Annotated in this window: 12 protein-coding genes and 2 pseudogenes; 8 read left to right on the top strand and 6 right to left on the bottom strand. The window is 74.6% G+C overall.

The genetic code is table 11. The features are described 5' to 3' along the window. Positions 1–512: 512 nt before the first annotated feature. Positions 513–1,949, bottom strand: coding sequence for a chromosomal replication initiator protein DnaA (gene dnaA / locus FKM96_RS09885; RefSeq protein ID WP_246855369.1), 1,437 nt, complete (start codon positions 1,947–1,949; stop codon positions 513–515). A gap of 499 nt (positions 1,950–2,448) precedes the next feature. Here dnaA and rpmH point away from each other — a divergent pair, with 499 nt between their 5' ends. The 8 genes from rpmH (at position 2,449) to FKM96_RS09845 (ending at position 10,384) form a co-directional block, all read left to right on the top strand. After that, entirely contained in the window at positions 2,449–2,586 is a 138-nt protein-coding gene (gene rpmH / locus FKM96_RS09880; protein ID WP_010849920.1) for a 50S ribosomal protein L34, read from the top strand. A 13-nt stretch (positions 2,587–2,599) separates the two neighbouring features. Further along, positions 2,600–2,980, top strand: a complete 381-nt coding sequence (rnpA, locus tag FKM96_RS09875; RefSeq protein ID WP_147795081.1) for a ribonuclease P protein component — start codon at positions 2,600–2,602, stop codon at positions 2,978–2,980. Beyond that, entirely contained in the window at positions 2,977–3,300 is a 324-nt protein-coding gene (gene yidD, locus FKM96_RS09870; RefSeq protein WP_147795080.1) for a membrane protein insertion efficiency factor YidD, read from the top strand. The genes rnpA and yidD overlap by 4 nt, the downstream gene beginning before the upstream one ends. Positions 3,301–3,319: 19 nt before the next feature. Beyond that, positions 3,320–4,576 (top strand): membrane protein insertase YidC, encoded by a 1,257-nt coding sequence (yidC, locus tag FKM96_RS09865; RefSeq protein ID WP_147795079.1) that lies wholly within the window; start codon positions 3,320–3,322, stop codon positions 4,574–4,576. A gap of 50 nt (positions 4,577–4,626) precedes the next feature. Further along, complete coding sequence (locus tag FKM96_RS09860) at positions 4,627–5,139, top strand: R3H domain-containing nucleic acid-binding protein (RefSeq protein WP_147795078.1); 513 nt, start codon at positions 4,627–4,629, stop codon at positions 5,137–5,139. Positions 5,140–7,395: 2,256 nt separating this feature from the next. Next, positions 7,396–8,172: a 16S rRNA (guanine(527)-N(7))-methyltransferase RsmG gene (gene rsmG / locus FKM96_RS09855; protein ID WP_246855298.1), complete on the top strand. Its 777-nt coding sequence runs from the start codon at positions 7,396–7,398 to the stop codon at positions 8,170–8,172. Next, positions 8,169–9,158, top strand: coding sequence for an AAA family ATPase (locus FKM96_RS09850; protein ID WP_305764248.1), 990 nt, complete (start codon positions 8,169–8,171; stop codon positions 9,156–9,158). Before rsmG ends, FKM96_RS09850 begins: the two co-directional genes overlap by 4 nt. After that, entirely contained in the window at positions 9,155–10,384 is a 1,230-nt protein-coding gene (locus FKM96_RS09845) for a ParB/RepB/Spo0J family partition protein (RefSeq protein ID WP_147795077.1), read from the top strand. The genes FKM96_RS09850 and FKM96_RS09845 overlap by 4 nt, the downstream gene beginning before the upstream one ends. A 130-nt stretch (positions 10,385–10,514) precedes the next feature. Here FKM96_RS09845 and FKM96_RS09840 read toward each other — a convergent pair whose 3' ends face one another. From FKM96_RS09840 to FKM96_RS09825, 5 genes and pseudogenes are all read right to left on the bottom strand, one after another. Continuing rightward, positions 10,515–11,477 carry a D-alanine--D-alanine ligase gene (locus FKM96_RS09840; protein WP_147795076.1) on the bottom strand — a complete coding sequence of 321 codons (963 nt, stop codon included), beginning with the start codon at positions 11,475–11,477 and terminating at the stop codon, positions 10,515–10,517. A 135-nt stretch (positions 11,478–11,612) separates the two neighbouring features. Further along, positions 11,613–12,953, bottom strand: a complete 1,341-nt coding sequence (locus FKM96_RS09835; protein WP_246855297.1) for a PLP-dependent aminotransferase family protein — start codon at positions 12,951–12,953, stop codon at positions 11,613–11,615. A gap of 129 nt (positions 12,954–13,082) precedes the next feature. Further along, a pseudogene (locus tag FKM96_RS21535) lies at positions 13,083–13,349 on the bottom strand (thioredoxin family protein); the annotation flags it as partial. A gap of 162 nt (positions 13,350–13,511) precedes the next feature. Continuing rightward, positions 13,512–14,495, bottom strand: a pseudogene (gene trxB, locus FKM96_RS09830) (thioredoxin-disulfide reductase); the annotation flags it as partial. A gap of 97 nt (positions 14,496–14,592) precedes the next feature. After that, complete coding sequence (locus FKM96_RS09825) at positions 14,593–17,394, bottom strand: protein kinase family protein (RefSeq protein WP_147795075.1); 2,802 nt, start codon at positions 17,392–17,394, stop codon at positions 14,593–14,595. Positions 17,395–17,430 lie beyond the last annotated feature (36 nt).

The following is a 17,430-nucleotide window of genomic DNA, read 5'->3' as shown; positions in this document are numbered from 1 at the left end:
CGACGCCGGGGGTCGTCGGCACGACGGCGCTGGGCGAAGGATTCCGGGCCTCGGGGGTCGTGCACAGCCCGGATCGTCCGGGGCTCCGTCTCCGGACCTGTCGGCAATCGGTCCGGTCGGTGCTCGGTCGGCCCGGCAGGGCATTGACGGGCTGTGGATCTCTCTTCTAGGGATCGGTCGTCGTCATCGTCGCTTCTGTGCACTCTGGGGATGACGCATCTTCGCGCTGGTCAGCGCATCGAGGGGCGTGTGCACGACGGCTGTGGACCGGTTGGGGACGACGCGGCCGGACGTGGACAGTGCTCCAGGCGTCCTTCTCCGTCCACCGCGGCCGCAGGATCCGTCCACACGAATCGTGGGGGTCGTCCACCGGTTTCCACAGACGTGTCCACAGGTGTGCACATTCGTCCCAGGCCTGATTCCTGCGCCCTGCGGGCACCAGAAGACGACGACCCGCCGCCGGCCGGTGCCGGGGCGGGTCGTCGGGGGTGCTGCGGGGTGCCGGGCCGGGCTCAGCCGCGGCTCTCCTGCTTGATCCGGTTGGTCAGCTCGGTGACCTGGTTGAAGATCGAGCGGCGCTCGGCCATCAGCTCGCGGATCTTGCGGTTCGCGTGCATCACGGTGGTGTGGTCGCGGCCGCCGAACGCCTGGCCGATCTTGGGCAGCGACAGGTCGGTGAGCTCGCGGCACAGGTACATGGCGATCTGCCGGGCCGTCACCAGCACCCGGGACCTCGAGGAGCCGCAGAGGTCCTCGATCGTCAGGCCGAAGTACGCGGCGGTCTGCCCGATGACGGCCGTCGCGGTGATGTCGGCCTGGTCGTCGTCGGTGATCAGGTCCTTGAGCACGATCTCCGCCAGCGACAGGTCGACCTGCTGCCGGTTGAGGTTCGCGAACGCGGTGACCCGGATCAGCGCGCCCTCGAGCTCGCGGATGTTGGTCGAGATCTTCGACGCGATGTACTCGTGCACGTCGTCCGGCGCCTGGAGCTTGTCGTTGGCCGACTTCTTCCTCAGGATCGCGATGCGGGTCTCGAGGTCCGGCGGCTGGACGTCCGTGATGAGGCCCCACTCGAACCGGGAGCGCATCCGGTCCTCGAAGCCGTTGAGCTGCTTGGGCGGCAGGTCGGACGTCAGCACGATCTGCTTGTTCGCGTTGTGCAGGGTGTTGAACGTGTGGAAGAACTCCTCCATCGTCTGCTCCTTGCCCTGCAGGAACTGGATGTCGTCGATGAGGAGCACGTCCACCTCGCGGTAGCGGCGCTGGAACGCGCCCGCCTTTCCCTCGGAGATGGAGTTGATGAAGTCGTTGGTGAACTCCTCGGAGTTCACGTAGCGCACGCGCACCGAGGGGTAGAGGTTCCGGGCGTAGTGGCCGATCGCGTGGAGCAGGTGGGTCTTGCCCAGGCCCGAGTCCCCGTAGATGAACAGCGGGTTGTAGGCCTTCGCCGGCGCCTCGGCGACCGCGACCGCAGCGGCGTGCGCGAACCGGTTGGACGAGCCGATGACGAACGTCTCGAACAGGTACTTCGGGTTCAGCCGCGCGGGCTCGACGCTCGGGGTGGGGCCCGCGGGCTCCCGACGGAACGGCTCGGCGCGGACCGGCTCGACCTGGGCCGAGTCGCCGGTGCTCGGGTGGCCGGTGGCGGCGTGCGCGACCACCGGCGTCGCACCGGACTCGGGACCGCGGGCCGGCGGGGCGGTCGCGAGCCCGGCGTCGCCGGTCTCGAGGGACGGGTCGACCGTGATCGCGAACCGCGCGTCGCGGCCGAGCGCGGCCGTCAGCGCGTCGGAGACCTCCTGGCGGACCCGGGTCTCCAGGTAGTCCTTGGTGAGGTCGTTGCCGACCGCGAGCAGCATCGTGCCGTCGAGCAGGCCGAGCGGCTTGGCCAGGCGCACGAAGGCGAGCTGGCGCGGCGTGATGTCGGGGCTCACCTCGAGCTGCGCCATCGCGGCCGACCAGACCTGCGTGAGCTGATCGTCCTGTCCTGACACCTGTACCTCGCTGCCGTCGTGAGTCGCGTGGTCGAGTGTCGCACGCCCCGGTGACGTGTCCACAGACTTGTCCACACCTGTGCGTGACGGTGGATCACGCAGGATCTCGGGCTCGCCGTGGCGCGACCGGGGGTCCGGGTGCGGCGCTGTCCACAGGGCCGGCCGGCTCTGTCCACGGGGTGGGGACCGGGTTGCTGCGGGACGCGTCGGGGGACGATGCTAGTAGCCGCCCCGACCGCGCGGGAGAGGGCCGGCCCGATCCGGGGCGGGCCGCGGGCCTCGCGGTTTGACCCCTGCGCGTGGGCGACGTAACGTTGACCAGCCTTGAGATGGCTCCTGCTGGCGTGCCCTGACGTCGGCCGCGTCGCACGACGTGGGTACCGGAGCAGTCGAGCAACGGGCACCGAGACCTGGCCGGACGTCGGCCGATGTACCGAAGTACTTGGAGACCATCGTGAGCAAGCGGACCTTCCAGCCGAACAACCGGCGTCGCGCCAAGACCCACGGCTTCCGTCTGCGCATGCGGACGCGTGCCGGCCGCGCGATCCTCGCCGCACGCCGGCGCAAGGGTCGCGCCGAGCTGTCGGCCTGACCCACCCGACGCGGTGCTGCCCGCCGCGCACCGGATGCGCCGGTCCGCCGACTTCGAGCGGGCCGTGCGCGGCGGTGCGCGGGCCGGGCGGAGCACGCTGGTGGTGCACCTCGTGACGCGAACCGACCCCGGACCTGGTCCGGCGGTCGGTTTCGTCGTGTCCAAGGGCGTGGGCAACGCCGTGACCCGCAACCGGGTCAAGCGGCGGCTGCGCGCCCTGGCCACCGAGCGGCTCGGCACCCTGCCGGCGGACGCGGACCTGGTGGTGCGTGCGCTCGCGCCCGCCGCCGAGGCCGACTACGCCACGCTCGGACGCGAGCTCGACGGGGCGCTGCGGACCGCGTCCCGGCGCCGGGCCGAGCGGGACGCGCCCGTCCCGGGCGCGTCCCGATGACCGCCGAGCAGGGGGAGCGCGGTGCCGTGGCCCGCGGCCTGCGCGCCGCGGTGCGGCTGCCGCGCCGTCTGCTCGTCCTGCTGATCCGCGGGTACCAGCGCTTCCTGTCCCCGCTCACCCCCCCGACGTGCCGGTTCTACCCGTCGTGCTCCGCGTACGCCGTGATCGCCCTCGAGCGGCACGGCGTCATCCGGGGCACGCGGCTGGCCGTCTGGCGGATCCTGCGCTGCAACCCGTGGAACCCGGGCGGCGTCGACGACGTTCCACCGGCGGGGTCGCACCGTCGACACCCGCACGGCGCGGTCGCCTCCGCGCACTGATCACCTGGAGAGTTCCCCGATGAGCTGGTTCGACGGCCTGCTGTACCCGATCATGGTCGCTGTCGCCTGGATCATGGTCCAGTTCCACTCGCTGCTGACGTGGCTGGGCCTCGACCCCGCCGGCGGCGCCGCGTGGGGCTTCTCGATCGTCGGCCTCGTGATCGTGATGCGGATCATCCTGATCCCGCTGTTCTTCAAGCAGATCAAGGCGTCCCGCGGCATGCAGATGCTCGCGCCGGACATGAAGAAGATCCAGGCGAAGTACAAGGGCAAGACCGATCCGGCGTCCCGCGAGGCCATGAGCCGCGAGACGATGGAGCTGTACCGCAAGCACGGCACGAACCCGTTCTCGTCCTGCCTGCCGATCCTCGCCCAGTCGCCGATCTTCTTCGCGCTGTTCCGGGTGCTCAACTCGCTGCCGCAGCTCGCGGCCGGCGACTACCCGCGGCCGAACCTCGGCCCGCTCACCCAGGAGCTCGCGGCCCAGGCGGAGAGCGCCACGATCCTCGGCGCCCCGCTGTCCGCGACGTTCATGAACGCGGCCGAGTTCGGCACCGCGGCGTCGAACGTCCGCTGGGTCACGATCATCCTCGTCGTCGCGATGTCGCTCACGACCTTCACGACGCAGCGCCAGCTCACCATGAAGAACATGCCGCCGGCCGCGCTCGAGGGCCCGATGGCGCAGCAGCAGAAGATGCTCATGTACGTCTTCCCGCTGATCTTCGCCTTCTCCGGCGTGAACTTCCCGATCGGTGTCCTCATCTACTGGACCACCACCAACCTGTGGTCGATGGGCCAGCAGTTCTACACGATCCGGAAGATGCCGGCGCCCGGGTCGCAGGCCGAGGCCGCGCTCAAGGCGCGCCAGGCCAAGAAGGCGTCGCACAAGGGCCTGTCGATCGAGGAGTCCGACACCCTCACCATCGAGGAGAAGCCGGTCGGCGGGCAGCGGCAGCAGCCCGTGGGCAAGGCGCGGGCGAAGAAGCAGCGTCCCGCCAGCACCCCGGGTGCGACGGGCGGCGCCCCGGCTCCGACGTCGGGCGCGACGGGCGGCGCGGCGAAGGCCGGCGGTCCCGCTGCCGGCGCGGCGGGCGAGGGCGGCGCGACGAAGGCGTCCGGGTCGGGCTCCGCCACGGGCGGCAAGGCCTCCGGTGCCGCCGGGTCGAGCCAGGCGTCCTCGGGCAAGAAGAAGCGGAGCGGCACCGGCCAGGGCGCCGGCGGTTCGGCGCAGGGCCGCCCCGGCTCCACCTCGCCGGGCACCGCGACCGACGACTGAGACCTCCGCGCCCCGGCGCGACCCGACCCTCCCAGCAAGGAGAGCCCCACATGACCACTCCCACCGACGCCGCCGGTGAGGCCGGCGCCGTGACCCGCCTCGAGGAAGAGGGCGAGATCGCGGCGGACTACCTCGAGGAGCTGCTCGACATCGCCGACCTCGACGGCGACATCGACATCGACGTCGACCACGGTCGCGCCGCCGTCGAGATCGTCGCGGAGGAGGGCACCGAGCGTGCGCTCCGCAAGCTGGTCGGCGAGGACGGCGAGGTGCTCGACGCCCTGCAGGAGCTGACCCGGCTCGCGGTCCAGGCGAAGACCGGTGACCGCAGCCGGCTCATGCTCGACGTCGCCGGGTACCGGGCCGGTCGCAAGACCGAGCTCGTCAAGGTGGCCGAGGAGGCGATCGCGGAGGTGCGGTCGTCCGGCGCCGCGGTGTCGCTCGACCCGATGAACCCGTTCGAGCGGAAGGTCGTGCACGACGCCGTCGCCGCTGCCGGGCTGACCTCGGACTCGGAGGGCGTGGAGCCCGAGCGGTACGTGGTGGTGAAGCCGGCGGGCTGAGGCTCGCGACGCGGTTCGGCACGAGCCGACGAGAGGCCGGTCCCGAGAGGGGCCGGCCTCTTGTGCGTTCTAGGAGGCGCCTCTCAGCGGCTCTGAGAGAAGTCGTTCGTACATGAAGGAACGGCAGGGATCGGTTTGCCTTAGTGTTTCTGCCACGTGACCCCTCAGGGACGCGTTTGTGCTGGGGTAACCGCCGGCGCCCGGCGGCGACGTGTGACAGCTCGTCGGCGCGAGCGGCGGGGATGCCGAGACGGTGTGGCGCGTGACCGGTCGGCGCGGCGTGCCTGTCGCCGACGTGCGGGGAGGGCTCCTCGGCGTCGGGCGAGGTCGTCGCTCGGCTCGGTCGGTCGGCCTGGTCGGCCGGGCGTGGTCGGCCGGATCGGTCCGCCGGCTTGGTTGCTCCGGATGCGTCGCGCTGGCGCTCGACGGCCCTGCCCCGGATGCTCGGCCGTGCTGGCTCGGGGTCGGGCGGGCTTCGGGGCGAGGCGGACGCAGCGCTCTCGCGGTCACCCCAGGCGCTCACGCTGCCGGCGTGGGTCCGCTCAAGGTCACCTCCCGGCGTTGCAGGACCATGCGGGGCGACCCTCTGGTCCTGGCTGCGTAGGGGTGCGTGCTGGGCGCCAGGGTGTTCCACGTGGAACGCGCGTCCGCCCGACTGAGTTCGGCTCGCCGGGGGACCGAGGGCTCGTGCCCCGCCCGCGGTCCGAGCCCGGGCGCGAGACCGGCGCCGGCGCCCCCGTGGAACCGCTACTCGTCGGGACGACGCAGAGGTCGAGTCTCGGGCTCGTCCCGCAAGCCGGTCGGCAGCCGCACGCCGACGGACCGGCGTCCCTGCGGACCGACCGGCACCGCATCGGGACTCCCGCGGTGACCGCACACCCCGAGGCGAGAGCCCCGACGCGGCGGCGTGCGGGCTCTCGCTCGGCGGGCGGACGCCGTCGGGGGCCGGGTGATCACACGAGCGAGAGGTGCGCGCCGGTGCGCGGAGCCGGACGGTGGCGTCGCCCCGGTGCGGGCGGGGTGCTCGCTGTGCGGGGCCAGCGCGTCCCGTCAGCGGGCTCGCCGCGACCCCGCGAGGTCGCACCGGGTCCGACTGTGACCATCGGCGGCATCCGGACCGAGCGCCGCCCCGGTCCGCTGTTCCACGTGGATCAGCGACGACCACGTCGCGGCGTGTGGTCTGCAGGTCGGCGGGTCAGCCGGCGTCGTCTCTGCTGGCCCGTGCCGCGCGTGCTGGCTCTCGCTTGGTTCGGTGGGCTGGAGCGCGCCCGCTGGCCGGTGCTGCGTCTGCTGGCGTGTGCTGACGGCGCGGGTTCGTTCGACTGGTGAGCGATGGCGGGCGGGGAAGGGCCTCTCGCGTCGGTGGGTAGGGGAGGGGTCCCCAGCCTGGCGTCCGTACCCCGACTCTCTCCGAACAGGTGACGGGTTGCCGCGCCTGGTCGTGAGCCGGCTCAGCCAGGCTGACGAGCGCAAGGCGGTTGCCGACGTCAGACATGGTGTCTCTGGCATCCGCGCCGACTGTGTGTTTCACGTGGAACCCCCCGTTCGTGCCCGTGTGGCGAGTGGGCCGAGGGAGGCTGCCCGTCGGCGCCCGTCCCGCTCGGTGTACACCGTTCAGAGCGGCCGCCCCTGCCCTGTGACGTCTGAGAGGGATCGGACAGCGGATCGGCAATGGCACGCTCCCATCGGGTGTGGTGCGTGAGGGTGCCCGACCATCTGTCGCCGTCGCCGTCGCCGTCGCCGTCGGTCGTAGTCGTGGCGGTAGGAAGTGGCGCGGGCGAGGGCTTGGGGGTCAGCCACCGTGCTTCTAACCGTTCCACGTGAAACAGCACCGACCACCGACGGCCAGTGAACACCGCGAGCCATCACGCGGACGTGCTGATGCCTTCCGGTGGACACATGTGTCGTGCGTAGGGCGCGTCACTCCGCGTTTCACGTGGAACAGCCCCGCTCCGCGTGCGGCAACGGCGCCCGCCGACGCGTCGCACCGGCCGGGCTCGTTCGGACGGCTCGCGGCGAACGCCACTCCTCGCCCGCGTGAAGACTCCACCCGTACCGGCCCAACCCGGCTGCAACGGGACAGAACCCTCGCGGTGCCGCGCCCGTCGATCCTCGTTCCACGTGGAACAGCCCCGCGCCACGGCCTCCACGAGCGCCGGGAGCGTCGGACCCGCGCGGTACCGTAGAGGCATCACGTGCGCACCGGTTCCGGAGAGGCCACCGCGCACCACCCGATCCCGAGACCAGGGGAGTGCTGTGCGGCCTGAGTCCGCCCCCGCGCGCGACGACGAGCGGCCCGACGCGCCCGTCGACCCGTTGGACGGCGACCCTCGCCTGCCCGAGCACTTCGGTGCGGCGTGGCCGGCGGTCGACGGGTTCCACGCGATGCTGCGCGACCAGGGCGTCCTCCGCGGCCTCGTCGGACCGCGGGAGGTCGCGCGCCTCTGGGAGCGGCACGTCGTGAACTCCGCTGCTGTGGTGCCGTTCCTCCCGGAGGCCGGGACCATCGTCGACGTCGGCAGCGGGGCCGGTCTCCCGGGGATCGTCGTCGCCGCGATGCGCCCCGACGCCGAGGTCGTGCTCCTGGAGCCCATGGAGCGTCGTACCGACTGGCTGACGGAGGTCGTCCAGACCATCGGCCTCTCCAACGCGCGTGTCCTCCGCGGACGGGCGGAGGACCAGGTCGGTGTGCTGCAGGCGGACGCCGTCACGGCCCGTGCCGTCGCGGCCCTGGACAAGCTGTACCCCTGGACGCTGCCGCTCCTCAAGGTCGGCGGTCGTCTCGTCGCGCTCAAGGGCGGCCGCGCGCAGGACGAGGCGGAGGCTGCCGTGCAGGTGGGGGAGCGGTTCGGCGGGGGCCCCGCGACCATCGAGGTCGCGCCCACACTGCCTGGTCTGGAGCCGACGAGCGTGGTCCTGGTGACCCGAACGAGCACCGGCACCGCGCCCGCGGCCCTGCCGGCGCGTGTTTCACGTGGAACGGAGGGCCGGTCGCGACGACCGCGCCGCTCGACGAAGGGACAGGGCGCGTGACGACCAACCCGACCCGCTGGGAGATCGAGGACCCGGACGAGCGGCGGCGCGCGGCGCTCGTCGAGAGCCTGCCGCCCGCGGACGAGGACACGCCCCTGATGGCGGAGCTGCGTCAGGACGCGCGCCGTCGCATCGAGCTGCGGGGCCGCACCTTCCCCCGGCCCGACCGCACCCGCGTGATCACCGTCGCGAACCAGAAGGGTGGCGTCGGCAAGACCACCACCACGGTGAACCTCGCTGCCGCCCTGGCCCAGTCGGGGCTGCACGTCCTGGTCATCGACAACGACCCGCAGGGCAACGCGTCGACGGCCCTGGGAGTGGACCACCGGGCCGGCGTGACCTCGGTGTACGACGTCCTCGTGGACGGCACGCCGCTCTCCGAGGCGGTGTACCCCAGCCCCGACGTGCCGAACCTCTGGTGCGCCCCGGCGACGATCGACCTCTCCGGCGCGGAGATCGAGCTGGTGTCGATGGTCGCGCGCGAGACGCGCCTCCGGAACGCGGTGCACGCCTACCTGGAGGAGCGCGACCGGCGGGGCGAGCCCCGGATCGACTACGTGCTCGTGGACTGCCCGCCGAGCCTCGGCCTGCTCACCGTCAACGCGTTCGTCGTGGGCGACGAGGTGCTCATCCCGATCCAGTGCGAGTACTACGCGCTGGAGGGTCTGAGCCAGCTCCTCAAGTCCATCGAGCTGATCCAGGCGCACCTGAACCGCGGGCTGCACGTGTCGACGATCCTGCTCACCATGTACGACGGCCGGACGAACCTCGCGCAGCAGGTGGCGCAGGAGGTCCGGGAGCACTTCCCCGACAAGACTCTCCGGACGACGGTGCCCCGGTCGGTGCGCGTCTCGGAGGCGCCGTCCTACGGGCAGACCGTCCTGACGTACGATCCCGGCTCGAGCGGCGCGCTGGCCTACCTGGAGGCGGCGCGCGAGCTCGCCGAGCGCGGCACCACGGCCGACCGGAAGAAGGAGGACGCGTGAGCGAGAAGCGGCGAGGTCTCGGGCGCGGCCTGGGTGCGCTCATCCCCACCGGGGCGGAGCCCCGCGAGGGGGACCGGCCCGTCGACGTTTTCTTCCCGGACCGCACGACCCCGGACGACCGCGACGACCGCCCGGCGCCGGTGGGCAGCGGGACCCGCGAAAGCCGCTCCGACGCTCTGACCAGCGGAAACGGGCTCGCTGCGGCCGACGCGACCCCCGCGGAGGCCACCGCGCCCGCGACCTCCACCACGCGGTCCAACGGCCGCAAGGGTGTCCCGTCCCTCACGGTCCGGCAGCCCACGCGCACCCGGGCCCGGACGGCCGCCGAGCGCGCCGTCGCCCTGGCCCCCGCCGCTGCCGCCGAGGTGCCGCCGATGCCGCCCACGGCCGAGGTCGACGACCTCGTCCCTGTGCCCGGTGCGACCTTCGCCGACCTCCCGGTCACCGCGATCCGGCCGAACCCGCGCCAGCCGCGCTCGGTGTTCGACGAGGACGCGCTCGACGAGCTCGTGGGATCCATCCGCGAGATCGGCGTGCTGCAGCCCGTCGTCGTGCGCGCGGTCGACGACGGCTACGAGCTCATCATGGGGGAGCGGCGCTGGCGCGCGACCCAGGCGGCGGGCCTCGACACCATCCCGGCGATCGTGCGGCAGACCGAGGACGGGGACCTGCTGCGCGACGCGCTTCTGGAGAACCTGCACCGGTCCCAGCTCAACCCGCTGGAGGAGGCGGCCGCGTACCAGCAGCTGCTGGACGACTTCGGCTGCACGCACGACGAGCTGGCGCAGCGGATCCACCGCTCCCGCCCGCAGATCTCCAACACGCTGCGCCTGCTCCGGCTGCCCCCGCTCGTGCAGCGCCGGGTCGCCGCGGGCGTGCTGTCCGCCGGCCACGCCCGCGCCCTGCTCGGCCTGAGCGACGGCGCGGCGATCGAGCGCCTCGCGCAGCGGATCGTGGCCGAGGGGCTGTCCGTGCGCGCGGTCGAGGAGATCGTCGCGCTCGGGGCGGAGGACGGGAAGCCCAAGCAGCGCCGTCCGCGCGCCGGGCTGCGGAACGAGGCGCTGGACGACCTCGCGAGCCGGCTCTCCGACCGCTTCGAGACCCGGGTGAAGGTCGACCTCGGCAAGCAGCGGGGCAAGCTCACGGTGGAGTTCGCCTCGGTGCAGGACCTCAACCGCATCCTGTCGAGCCTCGCGCCCGACGACCCGGGCATCCTGCGCTCCTGACGGCCGGGCGCGCCGCAGGTGCCCGGCCGGTCCGAGCGCCGCTCAGCGCCCCGCTGACGCCACGAGGCGCCGGCACCCCTCACCGGGTGCCGGCGCCTCGTCGTGCGGCTCCAGCGGGGCCTGGACGCCCTCAGCGCCCCGACAGCCCCGCCTCGACGAGCCGCCGGTACAGCGTCGGCAGGTGGTGCCCGCCGGCCTCGGCGCCCTGCGGGAAGAGCGACGTCTCCGTCATGCCCGGGGCGACGTTCACCTCGAGGAACCACGGCTGCCCGTCCGCGTCGATGATGAGGTCCGTGCGGGACAGGTGCCGCAGGCCGAGCACCTGGTGCGCGAGCACCGCGGCCTCGGCGGCCCGCGCCGCGAGGTCGTCGGTGAGGCGGGCCGGGGCGAAGTACTCCGTGCGGCCGGGGTTGTACCGGGCGTCGTAGTCGTAGGGCCCGTCGGTGACGACCTCGACGGCCGGCAGCGCGACGGGCGAGCCGTCCAGCTCGACGACGCCGACGGCCACCTCGACGCCGTCGACGGCGCGCTCGATCAGCGCGGTGTCGCCGTAGGCGAAGCAGGCGACCATCGCGCCGGGCAGCTCCTCGGCGGTGCGGACGAGGGTCACACCGAGCGCGGAGCCGCCCCGTGAGGGCTTCACCACGAGGGGCAGGCCCAGCTTGGCGACGACCGCGTCCATGACCCGCCCCGCGCCGAGCTCCCGGAACAGGCTCTGGGGCAGCGTGACGAACTCCGGGGTGGCGATGCCGGCCCGGGTGACGGTCGTCTTGGCGATCGGCTTGCTCCAGGCGACCCGGCTCGCGCGAGGGCCGGTGCCGAGGCTCGGCACGTCCAGCAGCTCGAGGACGTCGCGCACCGAGCCGTCCTCGCCGCTCGCGCCGTGCAGCAGCGGCCACACGAGGTCCGGGCGGGTCTCGGCGAGGGCGGGGACCAGGTCGGCGTCCACGTCGTGCACGGACACGTCGACGCCGGCGGTGCGCAGCGCCTCGGCCACCCGCCGGCCCGAGCGGATCGAGACGTCCCGCTCGTGCGACAGGCCGCCCGCCAGGACGACGACGCGCGGGGAGGCGGGAACGGGGTCGTGCGGCACGGTTCGGGTCCTCCTGGTCCGGCCGCAGGGGCCGGTCGTCGACGGGCGGTGTGGTGCCGGTGCGCGGGCAGCGGGCGCCGCCCCGACCGTACCGGGTCGCGGGCCGCGGCCGGTCGGTCCCGGCCGCGCCCCGCGTCAGGCCAGGTCGGGTCCGGGGGACTGCACGTCGCCGCGCGACGCGCCGCTGCCGGTGCCGAACAGCGACACGAGCTCGCTCTCGGCCGAGACGACGCCCGCCAGCCGGCGGACGCCCTCCCGGATGCGCTCCGGCGTCGGGAAGCAGAACGACAGCCGCATGTGGTCGGTGCCCTGCCCGTCGAAGTAGAACGCCGTGCCGGGCACGTAGGCGACCCGGGCGGTGACGGCGCGGGGCAGCATGGCCTTGGCGTCCAGGCCCTCGGGCAGCCGGACCCAGGTGTAGAAGCCGCCGTCCGGCACCGTCCACGTGGCGTCGGGGAGGTGCTCGGCGAGGGCGCCGATCATCGCGTCCCGCCGCTCGCGGTACAGCTCGCGGAACGCCTTCACCTGGCCCTTCCAGTCGCAGGTCGCGAGGTAGGCGCTGATCGCCAGCTGCGAGGCGTTCGACGGCGAGAGGATCGCCGACTCCGAGGCCAGCACGAGCTTCTCCCGGACGGCGTGCGGCGCGACGGCCCAGCCGACCCGGTACCCGGGGGCGAACGTCTTCGAGAACGAGCCGAGGTAGATGACGCCCTCGTCGCTCGTCGAGCGCATGGCCGGAAGCGGCTCGCGGTCGAAGCCGAGGAGGCCGTAGGGGTTGTCCTCGAGCACGAGGACGCCGTAGCGGGCGGCGATCTCGAGGATCCGAGGCCGCCGCTCGGCGGACAGCGTCACGCCGGCAGGGTTGTGGAAGTTCGGCACCGTGTACAGGAATTTGACCCGGCGGCCCTGGCGGGCGAGCTCCCCGAGGGTGGTCTCCAGCGCCTCGGGGATCAGGCCCTCGGCGTCGAGCGGCACGTGCACGACGTCGGCCTGGTACGCGCGGAACACGCCCAGCGCGCCGACGTAGGACGGGGCCTCCGCGACGACGACGTCGCCCGGGTCGACGAACAGCCGGGTCACGAGGTCGAGCGCCTGCTGCGAGCCGGTCGTCACCACGACGTCGTCGGGGTGCGCCTCGATGCCCTCGAGCCGCATCACCTCGAGGATCTGCTCGCGCAGCGTCTCGTCGCCCTGGCCGGAGCCGTACTGCAGGGCGGTGGTGCCGCGGGTGGCGACGACCCGCTGGGCGAGGTCGCCGATCACGTCCAGGGGGAGGCCCTCGAGGTACGGCATGCCGCCGGCGAGCGACACCACCTCGGGGCGGTTCGCGACGGCGAACAGCGCGCGGATCTCCGAGGCGCGCATGCCGTGCGTGCGTTCGGCGTAGGAGCCGAGCCAGCGGTCGAGCCGCGTGCCGGCGGCCGGGGTCGGGTGGGGGCCCGACGCCATGCCGTCGGGCCGCTCGAGAGCGGTCATCTCCCGAGTGTGCCACGCCACTCCCGGCACCCCCCGCCCCGTCCACCGCTGGCGCGCCGGACCCGCACGAGGCCTCCCCGCCCGGACGGGCGGGGAGGCTCCGGGGTCAGCGGGCGGCGCGGGGCGCCGTCACCAGGCGGCGATCTCGGCCAGCGCGGCGTCGAGCTCGGCCGCGTAGGCGCGCTTCTCGCGCGCCCCGACCAGCGTCCGGACCAGGTCGCCCTGGTGGAACACGTACAGCGTCGGGATCGAGACGACGTTGTACCGCGCGGCCAGGTCCTGCTCCGCCTCGGTGTCGACGGCGACGAACCGGAGCCGTCCCGCGTAGGTGACCGCGAGCTCCTCGAGCACGGGGGTCACCATGCGGCACGGCACGCACCAGGCCGCCCAGAAGTCGACGACCACGGGCAGCTCGGACCGCAGCACCTCCCGCTCGAAGGTGCCGGCGGTCACCGCGAGGGCGGCGGCCACGCCCGGGCTCAGTGCCCGGCGGCGGCCGCGGCCCGAGGCGGTGTCGGCGCCCTGCGCGTCCAGCGCGTCCGCGGCGTCGACGTCGGCCCGCTCGACGGCGGCGGGGATCTCGGCCGGGGAGGCCGGGTCCACGTCGCCGAGCGCGGCCAGGTAGTGCTGCGCGTCGAGCGCGGCGGAGCAGCCCGAGCCGGCGGCGGTGATCGCCTGGCGGTAGGTGTGGTCGACCGCGTCGCCCGCGGCGAACACGCCCGGCAGGTTGGTCCGGGTGGACCGGCCCTCGACGACGATGTAGCCGTTCTCGTCCAGGTCGACCTGGCCCGCCAGGAGCTCGGTGCGCGGGACGTGGCCGATGGCGACGAACACGCCGGTGGCGCCGTGCTCGCGGGTCTCGCCGGTCACGGTGTCGCGCAGGGTGACGCCGGTGACCTTCTCGTCGCCGTGGATGCCCACCACCTCGGAGTTCCAGGCGAACTGGATCTTCGGGTCGTTCTTGGCGCGGTCGGCCATGATCTTCGACGCCCGGAGCTCGTCGCGGCGGTGCACGATCGTGACCGACTTGCCGAACCGGGTGAGAAAGGTGGCCTCCTCGACCGCCGAGTCGCCGCCGCCGACCACGATGATGTCCTGGTCGCGGAAGAAGAACCCGTCGCAGGTGGCGCACCACGAGACGCCGCGGCCGGACAGCCGCTTCTCGTCGTCCAGGCCGAGCTCGCGGTACGCGGAGCCGGTCGACAGGATGACGGCGCGGGCGCGGATGGTCTCGCCGCCGCCGGTGACGATGGTCTTGACGGGGCCGGCCAGGTCGAGCTCGACGGCGTCGTCCCAGAGCACCTCGGCGCCGAACCGCTCGGCCTGCTTCTGCAGGTTGTCCATGAGGTCGGGGCCCAGGATGCCGTCGGGGAACCCGGGGAAGTTCTCGACGTCCGTGGTGTTCATGAGGGCGCCGCCGGCGGTCACCGACCCGGCCACCACGTAGGGGGCCAGGCCCGCGCGCGCCGCGTAGATCGCGGCGGTGTACCCGGCGGGGCCGGAGCCGACGATGACGATGTCGCGGACGGGGGTCTCGGTCACGGTGCTTCCTCGAGGTCGGGGAACTCTGCTGTCGCTGCGGAGAACAGATCCTAGGCGCGGGATGTTCCGCGCCGCGGTGCTGCCTGGTGGGACGCGGTCAGGACACCGCGAGGTTGGTGATCTCGATGCGGTTCTGGCCGTCGGGCGTCTGCGCGAGCGAGGGGAACCAGAGCACGATGCTCTGCGTCTCGGTCGGCTGGGCGAGGGTCAGGACGGTCTGCGGCGCGAGCGCGCCGGAGGCCAGGACGTCGCCCGCCGTCGGGTTCGCGGCGTCCGTCGACCGGACCTCCACGGCGCCGCCGGACCCGTTGACGTCGAGCGTGATCGCCGTGACGGTCGCGGGGGCCTGCAGCGTGATGACGAGGCCGACGGCGTCCTTGAACCCGGCGTAGTCGGGCCGGTTGTACGTGTGGGTGTACCAGGAGGTCGCCGGGTCACCGTCGGTGAGGCGGCCGACCAGCTCCTCGTGCTCCCCGTCCCCGTCGGACGGGTCGATGCTGTTGACCGCGGCGACGACGGGCGGGGCGGCGGCCGGTGCCTGCTCCTCGGCCGGGGCCTCCTCCGCGGGCGCCTCGGCGGCCGGGGCGGACGTCACAGGCGCGGGGGCGGCCTCGGTGCCCGAGTCGCCCGGTGAGCTGAACGGCGACAGCACGTTGCCGATCGCGATGACGACGCCGACGATCACGGCCAGCGCGACGCCGCCGAGCACCCAGCGGGTCGGGTCGATGCGCCGCTGGGACACGGGAACGGCCCGCTCCTCGGCGGCGAAGGGCAGGTCCCACGCCGGACGGTCGGCCGGGGCGTCGACGGGCTCGTCGGCCGCCGGCGTCGGCTCGGAGCCGAACGACGGGAAGACGGGCGGCTCGGCGGCGTCGGGGACGGCAGGACTCCAGCCGTCGGCGGGGCCGGCGGCGCCCGGTGCGGCCTCCTCGGCGGCGGGGGAGGCAGCCGCGGCAGCGGTGCCCGGGGCCGAGGCCGCAGCGCCGCGGGCCGTCGTGCGGCCGAACACCGAGCTGGTGCGACGCACGGGAGCGACGGCGGTCGTGGCCGCGCCGTCGGCGGCGTCGGGGGCGGGATCCGAGGGGGTCGGCTGCTCGCCGACGCCCGTGATACCGGCGACGGCGAGGTCCGCGGCGTCGGGCTCGTCGTCCCGGGGTGCGGGCGCGGCGGGCGCGGGCTCGGCGGGTGCGGGCTCGGCGGGTGCGGCCGAGCGCTGCTCGGAGGTGCCCGGGCCCGGCTCGCCGTCCTCGGTGCTCGCCGCGCCGGACCGCGCCGCGGACGTCGCGGCCGCCGCGGTGCTCGGCTCGGTGGCGGGAGCGGGCTCCGCCGGGGACCCGGACCGGGCGGGCGGGACGGCCGGCGGGGCGTCGGCGGGGGAGCGGGGTGCGTCCGCGGGAGCCGCGGCGTCCGGCGCCGAGAGCGGGGCCGGGCTGGTCGTCCCCGTCGACGAGGCGGCGGCGGGAGCGGCGTCCGCGGCCGGGTCGGTGCCCGCGGGCCGGGCGGCGGGCACCGCCGGGGTCCCGCGCGTCGAGGTGCGGACCGGGCCGCGGGCCGCCGGGGGGATGGACGCCGGCCTGCCGGACGGGGGGATCGCCGGCGGCGGGGTCCCCGGGCGGCGCGCGCCCGCGCTGGTCGCACCCGACCCGAAGGCGGAGCGCACCGACTGCCGGGCCACGCCGCCCGCTGCGGCACCCGCGGCAGCACCCGCGGCACCGGCACCGGCGGCGGTCGCCCCGCCCACCGCGCCGGCCTGCCCGGCGGCACCAGCGCCGGCCCCGGCACCCGCACCAGCGGCGGCACCCGCGCCGGCAGCGGCACCCGCACCCGCAGCCGCCGCCCCGCCCTGCGCCGGGGTCGTCGTGTCGTCCGCTGCGCGGTTCTGGTCGTCGGTCATCGGGCTGCTTCCCGTCGGAGGTGCGGTGGTGGTGCCGGAGCCGGTCGCGGTCGCGGCGGCCGCCGCGGCGGGCGGCTGCCCCGTGAGGGCGGGCCAGCGCCCGGCGTCGGCGGCACGGAAGATCTCGTCGGCGCGGACGGCGCGCCAGGGCTCGAGCTCGCGGACGAGCTCGCCGGGGCTGTGCGGCCCGTCGTCGTGCGGCCCGAGCGTCACGGCGCAGAGCGTGTCGAGGTCGGCCGGCACGCTCGGCACCAGGTCGACGGGCGGGAGCGGCGCGCCGTCGTGCTCGGGCGCGAGCGGCAGACCGGCGTCCAGCTCGACGGTCGCGCGCGCGGGCGCCGTCCCGGCGGCGGACCACTCGGCGAAGCTCGGCAGCGCGCCGGTCCCCGCGGCGGACACGGCCGGCCACCGGCCGGTGAGGGCGGCGTAGAGCACGCGCACCAGGCCGACGGCGTCGGCGCGGCTCATCGCGTGCGCGGTGCCGCCGGACGCGCCGACCAGCTCCCCGTCGACCGCGAGGCCCTCGAGGACGACGCGACCGCCCGCCGTCAGCACGACGGCGTCGGGGCGGAGCGCGAGGTGGTGCACGCCGCGGCGGCGCGCGGCCTCGAGCGCGGCGGCGACCTCGCCCACGACGGCGCGCGCCTGGTCCGCCGGCAGGGGGGCCCGGCCGGCGAGCGACGCGAGGCTGCGGCCGTCCACGGCGGCGGTCACCACGTAGCCGGTGCCCTCGGCCTGGCCGACGTCGAGGATCCGGGCCAGGCGGGGCTCGACGACGAGCGCGGCGCGGCGCGCGGCGTCCAGGACCGCCGCGGTCCGTGCGCCGGACACGAGCGTCACGGTCACGGGTCGCGCGAGGATCTGGTCGGTCGCGGTCCAGCGCTCGGCGGACGGCAGGTCGGTGGGGCGGCGCTCGTCCAGCCGGTACCGACCGGCGACGGTGCCGCCGAGCCGGCCGAGCGCGGGGGCGTCGGGGCGTCCGGGGTCGCCGGGGCGGGCCTGCACCACTCGTCCTCCGTCCGGTCGTCGGTGTGCGTCGAG

This window comes from Cellulomonas sp. Y8 (assembly GCF_008033115.1).
Lineage (GTDB): Bacteria > Actinomycetota > Actinomycetes > Actinomycetales > Cellulomonadaceae > Cellulomonas.
The sequence above is the reverse complement of the archived record's forward strand: the minus strand, read 5'-3'. Positions and strand labels throughout refer to the sequence as shown.

What these genes read in the sequence shown, in the direction of transcription:
- yidC (WP_147795079.1), top strand. Translation starts at nt 3,320, where the DNA reads ATGAGCTGGTTCGACGGCCTGCTGTACCCGATCATGGTCGCTGTCGCC.
- yidD (WP_147795080.1), top strand. Translation starts at nt 2,977, where the DNA reads ATGACCGCCGAGCAGGGGGAGCGCGGTGCCGTGGCCCGCGGCCTGCGC.
- FKM96_RS09860 (WP_147795078.1), top strand. Translation starts at nt 4,627, where the DNA reads ATGACCACTCCCACCGACGCCGCCGGTGAGGCCGGCGCCGTGACCCGC.
- FKM96_RS09835 (WP_246855297.1), bottom strand. Translation starts at nt 12,953, where the DNA reads ATGACCGCTCTCGAGCGGCCCGACGGCATGGCGTCGGGCCCCCACCCG.
- dnaA (WP_246855369.1), bottom strand. Translation starts at nt 1,949, where the DNA reads ATGGCGCAGCTCGAGGTGAGCCCCGACATCACGCCGCGCCAGCTCGCC.